This window comes from Pseudoalteromonas luteoviolacea H33-S (genome assembly GCF_001625695.1).
Lineage (GTDB): Bacteria > Pseudomonadota > Gammaproteobacteria > Enterobacterales > Alteromonadaceae > Pseudoalteromonas > Pseudoalteromonas luteoviolacea_B.
Genome location: NZ_AUXY01000056.1, coordinates 1 through 18,685, shown reverse-complemented (window position 1 = coordinate 18,685; position 18,685 = coordinate 1). Strand labels below are relative to the sequence as shown.

Annotated in this window: 16 protein-coding genes; 7 read left to right on the top strand and 9 right to left on the bottom strand. The window is 41.0% G+C overall.

The window, feature by feature from the left end:
* Entirely contained in the window at positions 1-1,176 is a 1,176-nt protein-coding gene (locus N477_RS06020) for an efflux RND transporter periplasmic adaptor subunit (RefSeq protein WP_063362461.1), read from the bottom strand.
* Between the two features lie 247 nt (positions 1,177-1,423).
* On the opposite strand from N477_RS06020, the gene N477_RS06015 reads away from it, so the two are divergent.
* Positions 1,424-1,654 carry a hypothetical protein gene (locus tag N477_RS06015; RefSeq protein ID WP_063362337.1) on the top strand — a complete coding sequence of 77 codons (231 nt, stop codon included), beginning with the start codon at positions 1,424-1,426 and terminating at the stop codon, positions 1,652-1,654.
* Positions 1,655-1,726: 72 nt separating this feature from the next.
* Here N477_RS06015 and N477_RS06010 read toward each other — a convergent pair whose 3' ends face one another.
* Complete coding sequence (locus N477_RS06010) at positions 1,727-3,358, bottom strand: calcium-binding protein (RefSeq protein WP_063362336.1); 1,632 nt, start codon at positions 3,356-3,358, stop codon at positions 1,727-1,729.
* A gap of 840 nt (positions 3,359-4,198) precedes the next feature.
* On the opposite strand from N477_RS06010, the gene N477_RS26570 reads away from it, so the two are divergent.
* The 5 genes from N477_RS26570 (at position 4,199) to N477_RS05985 (ending at position 10,604) form a co-directional block, all read left to right on the top strand.
* Positions 4,199-5,719: a S8 family serine peptidase gene (locus N477_RS26570; protein ID WP_063362335.1), complete on the top strand. Its 1,521-nt coding sequence runs from the start codon at positions 4,199-4,201 to the stop codon at positions 5,717-5,719.
* A 38-nt stretch (positions 5,720-5,757) separates the two neighbouring features.
* Positions 5,758-6,537, top strand: a complete 780-nt coding sequence (locus N477_RS06000) for a Hint domain-containing protein (protein ID WP_063362334.1) — start codon at positions 5,758-5,760, stop codon at positions 6,535-6,537.
* A 72-nt stretch (positions 6,538-6,609) separates the two neighbouring features.
* On the top strand, positions 6,610-7,392 hold the full coding sequence (locus N477_RS05995) for a hypothetical protein (RefSeq protein ID WP_063362333.1): 783 nt from the start codon (positions 6,610-6,612) through the stop codon (positions 7,390-7,392).
* Positions 7,385-8,833, top strand: a complete 1,449-nt coding sequence (locus tag N477_RS05990) for a hypothetical protein (RefSeq protein ID WP_063362332.1) — start codon at positions 7,385-7,387, stop codon at positions 8,831-8,833. The genes N477_RS05995 and N477_RS05990 overlap by 8 nt, the downstream gene beginning before the upstream one ends.
* A gap of 187 nt (positions 8,834-9,020) precedes the next feature.
* Positions 9,021-10,604: a hypothetical protein gene (locus N477_RS05985; RefSeq protein WP_063362331.1), complete on the top strand. Its 1,584-nt coding sequence runs from the start codon at positions 9,021-9,023 to the stop codon at positions 10,602-10,604.
* A 47-nt stretch (positions 10,605-10,651) separates the two neighbouring features.
* Here N477_RS05985 and N477_RS05980 read toward each other — a convergent pair whose 3' ends face one another.
* Together N477_RS05980 and N477_RS05975 are read right to left on the bottom strand one after the other, a co-directional pair.
* The gene (locus N477_RS05980; protein WP_063362330.1) at positions 10,652-10,900 is read right to left on the bottom strand and encodes a TIGR03643 family protein; all 249 of its coding nucleotides are present in this window, start codon (positions 10,898-10,900) and stop codon (positions 10,652-10,654) included.
* Positions 10,901-10,987: 87 nt separating this feature from the next.
* A complete protein-coding gene (locus N477_RS05975) occupies positions 10,988-11,353 on the bottom strand; it encodes a HopJ type III effector protein (RefSeq protein WP_063362329.1) in 366 nt (121 codons plus the stop codon).
* Between the two features lie 161 nt (positions 11,354-11,514).
* Here N477_RS05975 and N477_RS05970 point away from each other — a divergent pair, with 161 nt between their 5' ends.
* The gene (locus tag N477_RS05970) at positions 11,515-12,873 is read left to right on the top strand and encodes a hypothetical protein (RefSeq protein WP_063362328.1); all 1,359 of its coding nucleotides are present in this window, start codon (positions 11,515-11,517) and stop codon (positions 12,871-12,873) included.
* A gap of 41 nt (positions 12,874-12,914) precedes the next feature.
* On the opposite strand, the gene N477_RS05965 is transcribed toward N477_RS05970, so the two are convergent.
* From N477_RS05965 to N477_RS05945, 5 genes are all read right to left on the bottom strand, one after another.
* Positions 12,915-13,277, bottom strand: a complete 363-nt coding sequence (locus N477_RS05965) for a glyoxalase superfamily protein (protein ID WP_063362327.1) — start codon at positions 13,275-13,277, stop codon at positions 12,915-12,917.
* 106 nt (positions 13,278-13,383) lie between these two features.
* Positions 13,384-15,087 (bottom strand): HEAT repeat domain-containing protein, encoded by a 1,704-nt coding sequence (locus N477_RS05960; RefSeq protein ID WP_063362326.1) that lies wholly within the window; start codon positions 15,085-15,087, stop codon positions 13,384-13,386.
* On the bottom strand, positions 15,084-16,985 hold the full coding sequence (locus N477_RS05955; RefSeq protein WP_063362325.1) for a hypothetical protein: 1,902 nt from the start codon (positions 16,983-16,985) through the stop codon (positions 15,084-15,086). Before N477_RS05955 ends, N477_RS05960 begins: the two co-directional genes overlap by 4 nt.
* 143 nt (positions 16,986-17,128) lie before the next feature.
* Positions 17,129-17,839, bottom strand: coding sequence for a sulfite exporter TauE/SafE family protein (locus tag N477_RS05950; protein ID WP_063362324.1), 711 nt, complete (start codon positions 17,837-17,839; stop codon positions 17,129-17,131).
* 38 nt (positions 17,840-17,877) lie between these two features.
* The gene (locus N477_RS05945; RefSeq protein WP_063362460.1) at positions 17,878-18,489 is read right to left on the bottom strand and encodes a LysE family translocator; all 612 of its coding nucleotides are present in this window, start codon (positions 18,487-18,489) and stop codon (positions 17,878-17,880) included.
* Between the last annotated feature and the right edge of the window lie 196 nt (positions 18,490-18,685).

The window sequence follows — 18,685 nt, the reverse complement described above, 5'->3', positions numbered from 1 at the left end:
TTACTCCTCTTTTAATGCAAGGGCATTAGAAGGTGTTGCAGCTTGGCCATCGTCTAAGCTCAACTGCATGCCTTCGGTTGGGAATTCTAAAGAGGTGGTAATTAATTTCTGTCCTGATTCAAGACCTTGGTTAGCAACTACCAAACCATCGTATTCTCTGACGACATTTAAAGTTTTAAATGAAAGAGTACGATCTTTGTTTAAGATAGCGACTTTACCATCACGTACAAGATGGTGTGGGATCTCTACTGCGTTGTTTAATAACTTGCCTTTGATTTGTGCGTTCAAATAGGCGCCAAAGCGCAGCGGTGCTTGATTGTTATCATAAGGGCGTTCAACTTGTGCAACGAGATAGGTCATACGACTGCGGTTATCAATAACGCCCTCGCTACGGACTATCTTACCTTGCCAAGCAACATCTTGGCCGGCGACTTTGGCCATCAAGGTGACACTGGCGTCAATTCCGTTGTTTTTCAGGTGTTGTAGATCGCTATCTGCGACGGGTAGACGAACCTCTGCCACAGAAATCGCATTTAATACACCAACGGAGCTTCCAAGGTTAACTACGCTGCCTAAACTGAGCGCTCGACTTTCAATGATCGCATCATAAGGTGCCTTTACATATGTACGCTCTAAGTTTCTTTTCGCACGCTTTACACTTGCTTGTGCCGCTTTAAATCTGGCCAGTTTCTCTGCAAGTTGTGGTTTTCTTAAATACAGCTCAGAAGGGATAGTAGAACTTGCATTGCTTTTAATGCGCTCCCATTCTGTCTTCGCAACATGTGCTTGTGCTTGTTCAATCTCAAGTGCGGAACTCGCTTGAGCAAGCGTGGCTTGCGCGTCAATCAGTGCAGCTTCATAATCATTGGGGTCAATGCGTGCTAACACCTCGCCTTTTTTAACAAACCCGCCTTTAACAAACTGCTCAGAGAGATCAATAATTTGGCCGCTTACTTGCGCGACCAATTTGGTACTGTACTTAGGTTTGACGATGCCGTAAGAACTTACAGACATTTCTAGAGGCGCAACCTGTACAGGCGCTACCTCAACTAATGGGTGTATGATTTTTTTTTCTTTTTCAGCGGGTGGCGTTTTCATCGACGCAAATGCGATTGCACTTGCGATACCGCCAAGTAAGACGACACCCGGTAATATAATTTGTTTTTTACTAGCCACGATGTTAATTCCTTCCTGAATTGACAATTTGGATACGCTTGTATTAATCAAGTTCGTATCAATTACCATCAATAATACGCCAATAGATATTTCAAGGTGTTTTGATATCAGCTCAATATGTAACAAAGCATTGCGTACCCTGTTACATTTTTACAATTGCTAAAAGCTGTATGTTTTTTGTGTAGATTACATACAGGTGGCACTACAACGCGTATAATGGCGCTTTTGAATTGAATAGGTGCTTATTATGGACTGTAGATTAGGCTGTGGTGCATGTTGTATAGCACCAAGTATTAGCTCTTTGGGAAAGGCTGCTAATATTCGTTGTGAGTACTTAAACGACAATAACTTATGTTCTATCTTTGGTGAGCCAGAACGCCCCCAAGTATGCAGTGACTTCAAAGCCGACAGGGAAACATGCGGTAGCACAAATGAAGAAGCAATGGAGAACTTAATTTATTTAGAAGCGGTGACGTAAATTACCGGTAATTGTTATTTCATTTACACCAACTTGGTAGCGCAAAGGTGGCTACCAAGTTAAGGCTGTTAGTTATTTCCTACCTTCGATGACATAAATTGAGTGGTGACGATTATTTTGCCAGTAATCGAGCGCTGCTTGGTCAACCAAATCAGCGATACGCTTACTAAAATCACTGTGATTACCACTGAAACTGCGCATGTCAATCGCGCCCTCATATACCGCGGTCATGACACCCGCAGCGTAATAGACCGCAGCTTCTATATTGTCTCCACCAATCCCTGTGCCTGATGATTTTATAAGCTTACATGGTCCATGGCATCGATCGTTACCACCACCTCCAGAGCCTTCTGGGTATTGATCGCCACGGTTGTAAAGTGTATCTCCCCCATCACCACCATATAATCCAATGTCATGGTTATATTGAGAGAAACTTGCGACAAAATCTGCGCTACCGCCACCAAAGAGCTCGCAGTCACCATCTTCACATAACACGATATCGTTACCGCTTCCACCCCACAATTTTGCGCGTTTTTTCCACTTGTTACCGCCAGAGTCCACTAAAATATCGTCGCCACTGTTACCATGTAAGCGATCTTTATCTCCTGCATTACCAAAAACGAGATCATCGCCATTGCCACCTTCAAGGTGATCGGAATGGCCATTACCAAAAATCACGTCGTGACCATCTTGTCCATATACTTTGTCTTGTGCGGTTGCCGAGCTGCCTATAGGAAGCGTAAAAACAACACCGCGTTTATCTGTTTCGATACGTGAGTCGCCCATGAGCCAATCATTTCCCGCACCACCGCGAATAATATCTTTATCACTGCCGCCAAATACCCAGTCGTGGCCACTGCCTGTGGTGATGTTATCTTTACCTTCTAGGCCGTATACAGTCATGTTGTAAGTAATTACTGAGGCATTCAAGCTATCATTACCACTACTCAATTTGGCAAAAATAAGGTCGATATTTGAGGTGTTAGGTGTTGAGCAGGCTGTTGAGTTACCAAGTTTTGCGTTAACAAAAACCAATTCACCATATTGCTCAAAGGTGTAGCTCACACTGTTGATCTTTGACTGAATGCCCCAAACACCATTTACATAATAATCGGTGAACAAGGCGCCGCCGCCAGTACAGCTTTGGGTTTTACTTATGATGGTCGAGAAATTAGCACAGCTCGATAACTCATGATTTTCAGGGCGTTGAGGGATAGAGCCTGCTGTGCCTACTTCTGCACAGTCTATACCTTCGCCTGCATCTACTATATCTGTATCGCCCAAGGTGAATAGCTGGTCATTTCCAGCACCTGAGTAGACATAATCTACTTTGTTGCCTGTCCTAATGACATCATTGCCATTGCCGCCATGTATAAGCTGGTGAGTATGAAGGTTTTGACCATTGTATGTATTTCCATAATTACTCAAATTGACCTGTACACCATTGTAATTACTGATATTGAATATTTCGCAGGTGTTGCCATATGTCATTTTTACGAAGCTATCACCACCTATCGCGTGAAGGGTATGTTGATTATTAGTCAGTGTGAATGACAAATAGGTCATCATTCCATTATGTATGGTATTGGTTGTTACATTAATACTGTTGTCTAGGCCTGTGCAGGCGTAACTGGATGCATTAAAACCTAAGGATAACGCCACGAAGGTAGTTATTTTGGTTAACTTTGATAAATTTTTGCGCATGAAGTAGGTCCTTACATTCTAAATTTTATCATTATTGAGTGAAGATTTAAGATGATATTTTTCATCTACTTTTACGGATATTAAGTTAGCAATAAAGTGTGCAAGCAACATGGAATTGCTGTATGTAAAGTGAACTGTGTTGTGTATTTTGTGTTAATTTTTTGATTTGTTTTTTCTGGGCGGTTTTTATGCACTTTTAGAGGCTGCAATGCATGGGGGTTAAATTAATTATTCGAGAATGAGTTATACATGAAGGTTGTTTTTATTTCGTTATTGACACTAAACTTTTTCGAATCACTCAGCACTTTTCAATATCTTGCTATTTGCTCTTTTTTTATTGTTGCAAAAACTGCCTTTTTGATTTTAAGTAACAAGCGTTCATATGGTTTACTACCATTTATTAAAGTTATTTAAAGTTAGTGAGTGCATATTAACTTTTTGTTTGTAAAAAACGTATTTATCTGATTTATCGTATCTTATCTTACTGCTTCTGAATGTGGTCGCCATAATTATATAGGCATGATATCAATTCATTCAGAAAGAAATTGTGCTTAATATTTTAGTATATTATTCATTTTTTCAATAAGACTAAAATAGAGTCTTAGCACCTTCCACCAGTTCCAAATACAAATAATTTTCCCTTTTAAATTAATAAAATGTAATTTAATTGTTGTATTTTGATGTATTGGGTGTTTATTTTTGGTTCTGCATATGTAAATATTAATGCGCATCCATTGAGGAGTAAGTGGGTGTATGACTGATGTTTGCTGTAGTTTTGTCGCACTTACTTAGAGAGATGTTTCGATATAAAAACACTTACAAGCATAATAAGGATAATTTATGAACAAATGGAAACTCACCCCCATAGCAATGGGTTTGCTAGCGGGATCAGCTGTTTCAGTGCAAGCAGCAGAGTTTTATAGCAATTCAGCAGGTACTCAAGCGATTGAAGATAGCTACATCGTAGTGTACAAAGTACCTCAAGGTATTGCGTCGGCTGATAATGAAGTAAAAGCTCAATTTACAACACAATTAACAAATACATTGACAACGGAAATTGGCCTTGAAGTAACACGTCAATATTCTAGCAGTATTTCAGGTGTTGCTGTAAATGCTGATGCAAAGCAGCTACTTAAGTTATTATCTCACCCTGATGTAGATTTTGTAGAGCAAAACGCGATTGTCACCGTGGCGCCTATCAAATCTAAATCTAGTTATTCAGCACTTCAGAATAACCCTGTTTGGGGCCTAGACCGTATTGACCAAAGAGACCTTCCTCTTAACAACAAGTTTGAAGCACCGAACAAAGGTACTGGTGTAACTGCTTACGTAATCGATACAGGTATTCAGAACAGCCATAACGAGTTTGGTGGTCGTTCGGTTAATGGTTACGATTTTGTAGATAATGATGGTAATTCAGCAGACTGTAACGGTCATGGTACACACGTAGCTGGTACAATTGGTGGTGCAACTTACGGTGTTGCTAAGAATGTAAAACTTGTTGGTGTACGTGTACTTAACTGTAGTGGTTCAGGTACTTATGCTGGTGTTATCGCTGGTATCGACTGGGTTGCTAATAACGCAAATGGTCCATCTGTGGCAAATATGAGTCTTGGTGGTGGTAAATCACAAGCGGTAAATAACGCTGTGACAAGCGCTGTAAACAAAGGCATTTCATTTGTTGTTGCTGCTGGTAACGAAAACTCTGATGCATGTACTCGCTCTCCAGCAAGCACACCAGCCGCTGTTACAGTTGCTTCATCAACATCTTCAGATGCACGTTCTGGTTTCTCAAACTGGGGTAAATGTATTGATGTATTTGGCCCTGGTTCATCAATCAAATCTGCTTGGATTGGCGCAGACTCTGCGACAAGAACCATTAGTGGTACGTCAATGGCGGCTCCTCATGTAGCTGGTGTTGCTGCACTTTTCCTTGAAAAAAATCCAACTAGTTCACCAACTCAAGTAACTGCTGCGCTTTCTAGCGGTGCGTCTGAGAACAAAATCAGTGACGTAAAAGGCTCACCTAATAAGCTTGTTTATGTAGAAGCAGGCGGTGATGACGGTGGTTTTGAAAAAGTGATAAGTGGCGGTAAAAATGAGACTAAAGCATTCACTTATGAAGTGCCAGCAGGTGCTACTAGCTTAAAAGTAACATTAAGTGGTGGTTCTGGTGATGCTGATTTATATATCAAACATGGTGCAGAGCCTTGGGCGTTTGATAGTGATTGTGCATCAGAAAATCCAGACACATCAAATGAGTCTTGTGTAATCAATAACCCTAAAGCTGGTACATGGTACATCTCAGCTTATGGTTATGCTGCGTTCAACAATGTAACTCTAAAAGCAAACCATCAATAATTCTTTAACCATAAACTTAAACATAAAGGAATAAATAAATGAAAGTCTTCACATTATTAGTAAGCTTATTTGCAAGTTTTCTAGCTTTTCAGGCTAGTGCGACTATGGATGTAGCTACTTATTCTAACCGTGCAGAAGTAGACGCTGGTATTGCTGGCCGTTGTGTATACCAACCGATTGGTACAAGCGCTTGTCATATGCGTATCGACTGGGCTGTTCAAAATGGCAAAATCACTCAGCGTGCTGGTGATTGGGGTAAAGCAAATGGTTTCTACCCTGTAATTGATATGTTCAGCCATGCTATCGCAGCAGTTTGTAAGTGTGGTTGTTTTGAGCAAGATACACTTATCCGTGTGCTTAAAGATGGCAAAATACAAGATATTCGCGCGAAAGACTTAGGTACTGAAGACAGCCTAGTTGCGCTTAATGATGATGCAACACTAAGCAACATGTCTACTGAAGTATTCGAAATGAAAGCACGTACTAAAGGTCCTGAAACTCCGGCTCTATACGTATTCACTTTCGAAGATGGTAATGAGCTTAAAGTAACTCAACACCACGGTATGCTAATTGGTGACGGTACTATGGTTGCTGCAAAAGACGTTAAAGTTGGTCACTCTATGTACAATGCTGAAGGTGTTGAGCTTAAAGTTGCTTCAATCGAGCGTGAGTACACTAAGTTTGACGTTTACAACTTCGAAACTCAAGGCGACGTTACAACTAACCACATTATCGTAGCTAACGGTATGTTTGTTGGTGACTTAACTTGGCAGAACCAGTTCGCTGCTGATTTAGGTAAGGTTATTGTTCGTCAGTAATCCTCTTTATGCATAGGGAAGCTTAGCTTCCCTTTGTTCTTTTAGTTTTATATTTATTTGAGGAGTTTAAGGATGAATATTGGTAAGTTAGCGCTCGCTGGTTCCTTAGTACTTGGTATTGGACTTGGAGGTGCTTATTGGCTAAGTGATGAATCACAACCAACAGTAAAAAATACGGAAACACAGCCAAAACAAGTCGAGATCTCACAAGTGAGTGAGTTAAAGCAGCTGAGTAATAAAATTGCTGATGAGATAGAGCAGCTACACCCGCTGCCTAAGCAAGGAGAAGTAAGCACGAAAGAACGTATGTTAGTGTCGTTCAATCGTATGCAAGCATCAGTAGGTAAATTTAACTCATCGGGGTTTGTTAAAGCAGAAATACAAGCGTTATTGAATGACCCTGCGGTCATCGAGTTAGCAAAAAATACGCTGGTTGACTTAGAGGGCGCAATGGCAGAGTTTGGTGACGACCAAGCATTGGCGAGAGTGTACTCGATAAAAATATTGGATGAATTAGCAAAGCAAGGCGAGACATCTCCTTTGTATGAAACAACAGCACAGCTTGCAGAAAAATTAAATGAACAGGCAAATCAAGATGTGGCGTTTTCAAAAAGACAAGACTTGGATTTAGAAGAGCTTGTATTTGCCTCGCTTAACTCATTTGAGGAGTCGCAAATATTAGAGAACCCGCAAATCGTGATGGACGAGCTGGGCTATTCTGACGCACAACATGAAAAAATTCGCAAAATATATGGAAACCTATTTGGTTCAGTATTTGTAAGACACGCGAGTATCGATGAATCAATCGCACGTGTTCAAGAACTTTTTAACAAGCAAGGAACAAACAATGGCTAAACTATCAATCGCACTTAGCTTGGTCGCAACTACTGTGGCAATGTCAGCTCAGGCTCACCCATTAAAAGCTGCTAGCGATCAATATGTTGCAGATACTGTCGCATGGATCCAAAGTGAAAGCATTCAATGTACAGCTGAAGTGCCTCATGCAATGTGTGAAACCAGCATTGTTAAGTTCAGTGATGGTGCATTTGATCAAAATCGAACAGATCCAAGGCAAACCATATTAGTACTAGACTCAGCAGTGGACTTGCACACTGTATTAAGATATCGCAGCCGCATTAAAGCGCATTTAGAGTTCGATCCGCAAACAAATACGTTTGTCGAAGGTGATCCTGAGGTGGCTATTTCTAAACTTGGCCAAAAGCTACTGACAGAATTAGATACCTTTAAAGACCCTGAAACTCAAGCCCCTGCATTTTTACCTTCAGCATGGTTGAGGAATTTAGCAGTCGCATATGGCAGCGCTGCGCCGGGTGATACACAGGATCATATCACGCAAGAGCCACACTTTAGCCATGGCTCTAAAGTGCTGGGATATTTAACTCAACATAATCCGAATGCTGAATTTGTTGTAATTGATACAGCAACTTTCTTACCATACCTTCAGCACCGAGAAGCTGTGTGTAATAAAGATAGCCAAACCTTTAAATCTTATATGCAAGCGGCTGCGGCTTCCTTAACACAAGATGTTATTGAGCAATACGGAGTTGAGTATATTAATTTCTCTGGCGGTTATAACCGTTATCACGTAAAGCAAGCATGGCAGCGTAATGAGTGTTCAGGTAACATGTCAAACTATGCAGCAAGTAACATGCTCGCAGCGATGAAGCCATATTATGATGCAATGTTCGAAGCGTCAGGGGTACTTGGTTTTCAAGCGGCAGTTATCAATGCGGATAACAAAGATGATGCGTTAGATGTGATTGATTATCCTAATCGTATCCGAGTTCAGCCTTATACATCAGAGAGTGTAGACACAGATGTTTCACCGACAGGCGAAAGCGGGTGGCAACAAGTATTTAAAGACTTTAGTAATGAGTTTTCAGGGCATGAACATATAGATATGTATGTAAACTTTGGTTATGGCCGCGCTAATTTCTTTAACCAAAATAGCACGCCAAAAATGACGTCTGACGTATTTGGTATGCAATATGCTGCTGACTGGGCATTGTTGTCATCGTCATGGTCAACACCTGTAGCTGTATCTTATGCTATAAACGAGCAAGCAAAACTATACAATGAGACGTTTCAAATAGGTTTTGCACCAGGGCTTTTAAAAGAACAATTATTACCTAAGGCATGTAATGATGCAGGCGACTATTGGTACGTGTATGGTATTAGCGCATTTATGTGGATGGGTGATAACATGTGCCGAATTCAAGACCCACTTAAATACAGAGCTGATCAACTAAATACCCTAGGTTACCTGTCTCTCTAAACCTAGCGATTATTATGCTGTGTGGTGTTTGACTACCTCACAGCTAATCATTGGAATTCGCACTACCCACCGCCTAAAAATTCATTTGTTCAAAGTATGAGCATATTCATCCGGACCAATATTATCTTATTCAATCACGCAAATTACTGTAATTAAGCGCCATATTAGATTTTAAGGATGATTATAAATGGGAAAACGAAGACATTATTTTAATAGGGGGTTGCTGGCGATATGTTTGGCAAGCCTCGTAGGTTGCGGTTCATCTGAGTCTGGGCCAGTCTCGCCGTTACCCGAAGAGCCCGTTTCTGAGCTACCTGAGGAGCCTGTTCAACCAAACCCGCCCACGAATAAATTACCAGAACCTCAACAAAACCTAAAAGCACTTAAAGCTACAGCTGAGGAATATTCAAAAGATACAACTGCTTGGATGGAGCAAGAAGGCATAGATTGTACACTTGAACCAGTGCAGTCGAGACATGAGTTGTGTGAGCAGGTCCGTATTAATTTCACTGATGGTCAATTTGACAGCGAAAGAGTCGATGACAACCAAACAATACTCGTTTTGGATCGTGAAATTGCCTTACAAGTTGCACTGCGTTACCGAAGCCGTATGAAAGCGGCTTATGCTTATGATGCTGAGTCCAACAAGTTTGTTGCTGACAACCCTAATTTATTGCTCTCTGGAGTTGGCGCGAAAATATTATCTGAGCTTGATAAATTTACGTTTACAGATGTTGAAAGCGGGGAGTCTTTACCTGGGTTTGCCTCTGCTTTTTGGTTAGGTGAATTGGGTAATCAATATGCGCAACGCGTACCTCAAGATGAATTTAACTCAGAGACAAACTCTCACCAAAACGCCCATGGTAATAGGGTGATTGGCTATATGGCAGAGTTCGCGCCAAGGGCTGGGTTTGTCATTATTGACATAAGAAAGTTTAGGCCATTTGAAGCAAATCATGAGCTGGTATGCCAAAAAGACAGTAATGCGCTATTGGCGAAGTTTCAGGTTGCTGCAGACTCACTAAAACAAGATGTTCTTCAAAAGCACGGTGTGAGATTTGTTAACTATTCGGGTTCACATACGGCAGATATGATCTCCGATGTTTTCAATAAACATTGTGATGGGTTGTTGACGATTGAAGAAGCAAGTTCAATGTTGCTATCTTTACAGCCACTTTACGAAGTTATGTTTAATTCAGAAGATGTATTAGGCTTGCAGTCCGCTTTACATGAGGCGGACCCGCTATCTCATGCATTGGACGTTATTGAGTTTGATAACCGACTGCGCATAGCTTCTTTTACAACGGGTGTGCATGATAGTCAGTTAGACAAGACCGGAGAACAGTTTTGGCGAGAAACTGCATCAGAATATGCTGATGAGTTCAATATGCATGAAACGGTTGATATGTTTATTAATACCGGCGCAGAAACTTTCCCCAAATTAGGTTCAAACAGTACGCCAAAAATGCACTTTGATGCATTTGGTTTGCGTTATGCACCCGACTATGAAAAACACACATCTTGGATAGCACCAGCGGCGACAGTATATGCGCTTTATTTACAGAGTTTACAGCTGCAGGCGGATGAAAATTGGGCATTTTCACCAGCACAGCTAAAGTCTATTATGGTGCCTAAAACGTGTTTTTCAAATGAAGATGATACTGACTTTATTAAAGGGTTTGCGAGGCAGGGAGGCGATTGTCGATTGCAAGATCCTGTTAAGTTCAAAGCGTCAGAACTACAACGCATTGGTTATTTAAATATTGAATAATGACGATTAAAACAGGTATGAACTTTAGTTGTATTCATACCTTAGTTTCATTTTCTATGTTTATACTGAGTCGGACAATAACCACGGCTGACGTCAGGAGAGCGCAGTTTTTGATGCTTGGTTTTTCTACCTGAAACTCGCGCTCTCCAAAGTTTGAAGCTACTGGCTTTGAGCTCGTCACGCATCAATCTAATGACCGCTTTTTCATCAAGGCCATACAAACGATGTATTGCCTCAAAAGGGGTTCTGTCTTCCCAAGCCATTTCTATAATTCTGGATGTATCTACGTGATCCATTTTGCTGCCAAAAATTGAGTTTGTAAACTGTACGTATTGGCTAGCAAACCGATCAGTTTTATATTTGAAAGCCCTTAATTTATCGAACTAAGCGCGAGCCTTGAGAGGACTAGCTTCGAACGAAACCCCGCTCCAGCCATACTTAATAAAGTTTCTGATATTGCCATGGTCGTCGCCACCTGGGTTTTGCTTAACGTCATGACGGTAGTATTGCCCAAAGCAATGCAGGGTGGCTTGCTCAGATAATTTGTGCTGTTTTGCAAAAGCGAGAATTTTGCATGACCCTAAATTTGTACCTGCTTCATTATTTTGCTCGCCATTTTTAAATTCGCAAGGTGTGAATTCATATAAGTTATCTATGAGCTGGATAGTGTGTTCAAATTCAACTGACTCGCCTTGATGTGTTACGCGCTCAATAAAATTTTCAAGCGTTTCATTTTGTGTGTCTGACATGTTAATTCCTATTAATCAAAAGCTTTATTATCCTTGTATTGGCAACCTAATCATAATGAAATTTTGTCTTGATACTTGAGTTTTTAGTAGCTTAAACCAATGTAAGAAAAGGATTTGTGTTATACTTACTCGGTGTTAAAAATAGGAGGGAAATTATTCGAGTGAGCAAAGCAAAACTAAGCCAAGACGAAAGCCTATCATTTAAAATTAACTATCAGCTCCTGCCAAAAGAGACAAACCAGCTTGATCTATACTTTTCCATCCCAATTGACATGGGGATCAATGCGAACACACTAAATGAAGTAGATTACTTCAATGCCAATATCAAGTGCCATAGTGCCTATTATTCTGAGCAATTACATCTTCCACTTGTTCGAAGTCGTTTTATCAGCCAAAGCAAGGGCCAAAAAAGCGATTATCGTGTCAATCTCAATTTATTTTGCTATCAAATTCGCATTGCGTTAGATGCGGACGTGAAGCAAACCTTAAAGCTTAAGCAAGCTGAAGAGTTTTATCCTGCTGCCATTGAGCTAGTTGAGCAAAGTGCAAAACTCTTGGTGAAGTTAAGACGCTATACGCCACCGGATAACCGGCTTAAATCGTACTTTCAAAATGCTGATAATTATTTAAGTTGGCATACAGAGCAAGCTTTTTTAAAGTTGTTGGCTCGGGGTCCTAAATCAAGTGACTTTAGCAAAGAGCGGGGTGAGGTAATCGATTTCTGTAAACAAGAAAACCTCTATCGAGAAAAGCAAAGCTATAACTCACAAGTGACGTTGGACGACCCAAATCGAATTACTAACAAGATGCGCTTATTGGAAAGGCTCATAGAATATGGCGTGGTATTTAATAAAGAAACGACCAACTTGGGTGCTAACTTAAAGCGTCTTGCTCGCGGTGCGGTGACTGCGGTGATCATGGCGTTTGTGATGTACCTGGTACTGAATGCAAGGTCAAATTTTGAAGAGATCACGATAGCGCTTATCGCACTGTTAGGGGTCATTTATGGTTTAAGAGAAACCTTTAAAGATGATTTGACTCAATGGGCATGGCGTAAGGTACAAAAAGGCCGCCCTAAATGGCGCAATAAATTTAAAAACTCGGTCAATGATGAAACCGTCTGTACGCAGACCATATGGTTAGAGCATATCAAAAAGAAAGATATACCAGACGATGTTGATAAGCTGCTTAAAAAGCGCGGCAGGCAAAATCGTCAGGAAGCAAATTTATTGCACTTTAGCTGTAAAAATCAGGTGCAAATTAATGAATTTTTACCGGGTTATGAGGAAGTTCAGCAAAGGATCACCTTTAATATGAGCTCTTTTGCGCGCTATCTGAAAAAGGGGGCTGGTAAGCTTTATAGCCTTGAAGGGCATAAAGTGTCGAAAAACTCTGTGGAGCGGCGATATCAAATTAACTTAGTTATGCGCTTTAAATCAGGTGAGGACACTCAGCTAGAGCGTTATAAGTTGACAATGAACCGCTCTGAGATTGTCGCGATAGAACAAATGAAAGATTAGATATGAGGTCGTAATTTTTAGAAGGTGATCAGATTCACCTTCTACTCGGCGCTTTGGAAAAAAATCAGCTTATTACCGAATGGATCTGATATGGCCATTTCTAGTCCCCATGGTTGCACGATAATATCGGGCCTAGCATGTTTAAACTGTTTTTTAATTAGGTGGGTGTGATAAGACTTAAGGTCATCACAGCCAATTCTAATACTCATCCCGGGAGACGCATCGCCATAATGCTCTGACAAATGCAGTATACAGGTATCTTTTGATATTTGCATATACATGGGCAAGTCAGCTTGATATTGATGTTGCCAGTCTATTTTAAACCCTAAAAATTCGATATAAAAAGCGTGTGCGACTTGCTTATCAAAGCTACGGATAATCGGAATGGGAGAGTGGAATGTCATTGACTGGTCCTAAGCAGATTTAAGTTAGTTTAGTGCGAAGCGCTGAAATGGCATTGAGTTGTTGCTTCGACTAACACATAGTTAGACGAAGCCACTATTTGAAAGTTTATGGTGTGTTTTGCTTTGTACTGTGAAGCAGTTCAACAATGGCTTTAAAGTTACGCTTAGACGTTTCCTTTTTTAACGCAGTGCGTAATGTGGCTTTAATACCGTCTTTGTGCTCCTGTGTTGCAAGTGCTTGAATAGCTGCATAACGGCTCTCTGCTGTTGGGTTGTTCACGGCAATTGCAAGCACAGCATCACTGGCAGCTGGTTCAAGTTGATAATTTGATAGCGCTTTTAGCAGCGCGACTTGATTTTGATGTTGAGGTTTAGCAAGTTGCTTTTCTAAACTCGTGTACGCTTGCTCAGTTTGCATCATGCCGAGCGCTCTAATTGAAGCTCGTTGCACACTTTTATTTGAATCCTCTACATAGCTGTCAATTTGCTCGAAGTGCTGCTCATCCCGGCTATTCCCCAGGCTGGTAATAAGTGCTGATTTTATGTTGGTCTCTGTGACTAATGACAATTGCTCAGACAATACGTCATGTAGCTGAGCAGACTGGGCATTGGCAGTTCGACTGTTGAGCATCGCACCAATTGTCATATAAAAGCTGCTCGTCACTTCTGAGTCTAAGCTATTGAAGCCGCTTTCGATTTGCTCTGTCAGCAAGGCACTAAGCTCAGGGCTCAGCGCGCTTTGTCCTTGAGATAAGGCACGAAGGGCACGAAACTGCATTAAAGGGTCTTTTTCTGCATTAACCAATATGTGGCCAAGTAGTAGTTGGCTGTTCGGGCTATCAAGCTGACCTAATGCATTAAACAAGCGCATTTGCGCTTCATCGGAGAGTGTTTGTTGCAAAAATATCGTCTCTAGTGAGCCGATAACTGCGTCAAACTGACTTAGCTGTTTGGCTAAATCGTAGGCTGAAATATCGGTTAGATTTCCTTTGCTCACCAAGCTTTGTAAGGATTTTTTGAGCTGTGCAAGCTCGTCCTCACTGAGTGTTTTTTCTGCGCTTGGCCAGTTTTCTAAATTCGTGGGTAAACTAAATAGAGCTGAGGGATATGCTGAGCTCGTTGGTAGCAATTGATATTGCTGCTTGGTTTTTAAATTTAAGCTTTGTGATTGACCAGAAAAAAGCAGCGTTTCTTGACCTTTTCGGGTTTCAAAAAAACATGCATTAGGTGTGATTTGATGACCTGATGAAGCGACGTTTACCGTCTGCAATGCTGCTTGTGTTTTATCATGGAGCGCATAGGTGTGCTTATTTAGATGGATCTCATCATCTTTAAATTGATAAGACACGGTATATCGTCCCAGCGTATCTTGCTCTTTTTTGATTAAAGCTGGATTGCTGCGCTGAAACTGAAAATAGTAGGCTAGGCCTTTAAGTTGGTCTTGCGTCTGAGTATCTAATTTGGTTGGAAACCAAAAGTCTGTGACGAGCCCATTTTTTGCTAACTTAAATGCAAATGGAACTGTGTAGCTGGCAAGTTCTGATGCAAACTGCCCCTGACCAGCTGTCACTTTATCCGCTTTGATTGCCCACCATCCGTCTTCGTCATTGTGCTTTGCAGCTTTGATAGTCAACAATCCATTGAGCTTTATATGGGTTTGTTGCCCTTGCTGGCTGACTTGATCGTAGTTAAATGTGGTGTGCGTATCGATAACAAAGTTGTATTGTGCTGAACAGCTTGCCTCGGCTGTATTAGAAACAGCCAGTGCACAAAGTGCACTGGCTAGCATCGCTTTATTAAGCGTGATCATAGATCGATTTCACCTTCTTTGGAGTAAATTGTCCAAGATTTATCAAATACACTATTGGTTTGATATAACCAAAGATCATAGCGAGATGTTTTCTTACCACAAGGGTAAGGGATCCCCCACTTCTTACACCATTTAACACCATAGGTTTCCGCGTATAAACCAAATTTACCTGAAATGACATCAAGGTCATTTTTCAATTCAATACCGTAGTAGATATGTGGATTTGTGTTGTTGTTGGTGAGCAGTGCAAAGCCTGCATTTGACTCCATGGCAAACGTATTATCGATTAACGTTAAAATCGCTTGTACTCCAGCTGAAGCAACCAGTAGGTTTACACCACCACGACCAAAAGCACCAAAGTCGACATGGAATAGGTCGCCTTCAGCGTATAGCTCTGCATTGTAGCCAACGGTAAGTTCAAAGCCTAGGTTACCTGTGACACCTGCTTCTACCTTGATAGGAATTGGACCTACAGTAAATGTGGCTTGGGCAAGCGTTTTATCTTCTTCCCATTTCTTTTCCCATGACTTTTCATATTTAGCAGTAAATTTTTCATCTTCAAACACAACATTGTTGAAGATGATCATTTCAGATTCATAACCTGTATTTAGGCCACTGATGTAAGCACTGCCATTATAAGAAATACTGAATAAGGTATTTTTTGCTTTGAAGAAGTAAGCTTCAACAGTACCTTCACCAGTAATACGACCGCCTGGATCGCCAGTTGGCACGATAAATAGCTGACCTTGTAAGTCTACGCCAACACTGAACTTAGATTTGTCGCCGTATGACTTATCAAATTCACTTTGGAAGTTGATATTGGCCAAACCAACAGAAGCAGGCACGATGGCTTGCTCAGTAAACCTAGCTTGTCTTGTTGAGCGGCTTGCAGGCTCTTCGGTTGCAGCTTCTTGCTCAAAAAAGTAGAACGGGATAGAGGTTAACACCTGATTGTTATCAGTGTTTGTTTCTGCATCTTGGGCCGCATCAATGAGGGTAAAACGTAGCTCAAGGTTGTTTTGTGCATTCGCATCGTAGTTTTCATGCAGGTTTTTGATTAATTCAGGCTCTAATGCGATGTCAAAACCAATATGCTCATCATGTAATTCAGCTCTGAATTCATGTGCAAGCGTGTCTGTATATTGACCCGCTGTTGCATCCCAAAAGTGGGTTTCAACCCAGTTACCAGCAACCATGACTTCTGCTTTAATATGCGAAAGTCCTAAGTTTGTGCCTTCATAATCAGCTTCAAAGTAACCAATAAGATCAGAGTGGTGGTCACTCGCACCATTGTCGACGTCCGGCGTGTCCAAAATTAGCGCCGCTTGACCAAATTCAGCGCCAAGTAATTTATAATCATGGCCTTCTTGCTGGCGAACGACAATGTCAGCATGTGGGAAGTTGCCTTCTAAATGAGGATCGTGATCAACAGAAGGGTGGTTATCTTCTTCAATGTCTTCCACGTGCAGGTCATTTGGATCAATTTGAGCCAAGATGTGGTAGTTACCGCCTTCTAAAGAATTTGGCAATGTCAGTTCAATTTCGTGCTCGCTAGTACCAGCAGAAAGTCCTGCTAATTCAACAACGGCGATTTGTTGAATGTCTTCAATTGCAGCTTCTTGCTCACTTTGTGAATCTAACTCATCAGAGTGCATTAGGTAAAAGTGGACTTCAACGTCAACATTATCAAAACCTGTTACATCTACCGTGTAATAAGTTTTAACAGTATCACTTGGTGCTAACATATCTAGCGGACCAGTTGATATCTCAGTGATTTCCAAATTACTTTGTACTTCTGGAGCTGGTGTTACTACTGTAACTTCAGGAGTGTCATTTTCGCTGAATTGACACCCAGTTAAAGTGGCTAAGCTCAAAAGAGCATATGGGATCAAGCGCATGTCGTTTCTCTATCTTATCTAAATCTATTTTATTATATGCTAAGAATATGGAAGGAGTGTGGAGTAAACGGCTTGAGACATTAGTATTGTGTTTGATAAAGGTAAAAAACCGCTTTACGGTATGTTGTTTAGTTGTTAGACGGCTAAAAAAGAGCTGATAGAAGCATGTTAACTGCCAGAGCACTGAGTAACACTTTAATGACACCAATAAGTTGTGTGTTGTTCGCGGATAAACGCAGCTTAGTGCCAATATATGAACCAAACATTGCGCCGCACATCATGGCAATAATAATAGGGCCACTTTGTAATAGCTCAGAAGAGACTAACAAAAACACAGGAATTTTTGCTAAATGGCTGAGTGTCATGAACACTGCACTAGTGGCCACTACTTGGTCTTTGGATTGAAGCTGTTTGGTCAGCACTGTCAAAGATAATGGCCCTGTGGCACCCACAATTAATCCCAGCCCAGTTTGTAAGGCGCCAATGATATAAAAGTTCTCAAAACGCTTAATAAAATTCGAAAAAGGTGAGTACCAAAGGTTTAACAAGATATACAGGCCAATTGCTGTCGGAATATAGGTTGTTGGCATGTTATATAAAACAACACCAAAAAGGAGAGTACCGAGTACCGAGCCGACAAAAAAAGCGGGGAGGAGGGACCATTGGACATCAGAGAGAGAAAACAGCGCCCGTGATGCATTGCTGGTAATTTGAGTGAGTCCATGAATGGGGATCACCAACGCGGGATTTAAAAATAATGGCAGTAGAGCAATCAACAACATACCACCGCCAAACCCAACAATGGCCGCAATCAGTGATGTTATAAACGCGACTAGTCCGAGCAATAGTTCCATAATTATCTTTCCTTGAAAGTGAAGTCTGTATTAGATTGTTATGTCCTCATCGCTACGGCCACTCCGGAGGCTGACAACAAACTGCCTGCGAGTTTATTAAACATCCCCATTCGCTTTGATGTAGAAACAAACCTTTTTGCTTTTGCACTGAGGTATGAATACCCCAGGTTGACCGAACCAAACGCTAAAGTAGCACAGATAAAAATGCCTAAAATGTCAGTTATTGTAATGGTATGAAAGTCGACAAAGGCAGGGAACAGTGCAACGTAAAATATAATGGCTTTTGGATTACTCATGGTTAATAAGAAACCAGCCAAAATATCAATATGATGTTTGGTTGCTGGTGGTGTTTGCGTATCGATAGCAGGTGTTGCCCGAAATAGCTTTATACCCATCCAAATTAAGTAAGCGGCACAGAGATATTTTATAACCGCAAAGGTACTGCCCATAGACTCTGCTATAAAAGCCAACCCTGATACCGCCAAGAGTATGAAAAAATAATCAGCTATGATGAGCCCCAATGTCATTGCTGCACCCCGTCGAAAGCCTCCTGCCATAGAAGCGGTGGTAATAGCAAATACAGCAGGGCCTGGAATGATCCCTACGATAAACATGGCGCTGAATAGAGCAAGATAACTTTCTATTGTCATAGAGCACTTAGTAAGTTTTTTGATTTGCCACAACCTTAACATGTTTTGTCATCTTTGGCGTGGTTATAAATTTACCGAGTCTTTAAAGCGAATATATATTATTGAATTAAGTGGAAAGGAGAATGACTAGGAATGTTTTTTAAAATTGAAAAGTATCATTATTGAAGTTGAAATGTGCCTTGTTGATCAAATAGGC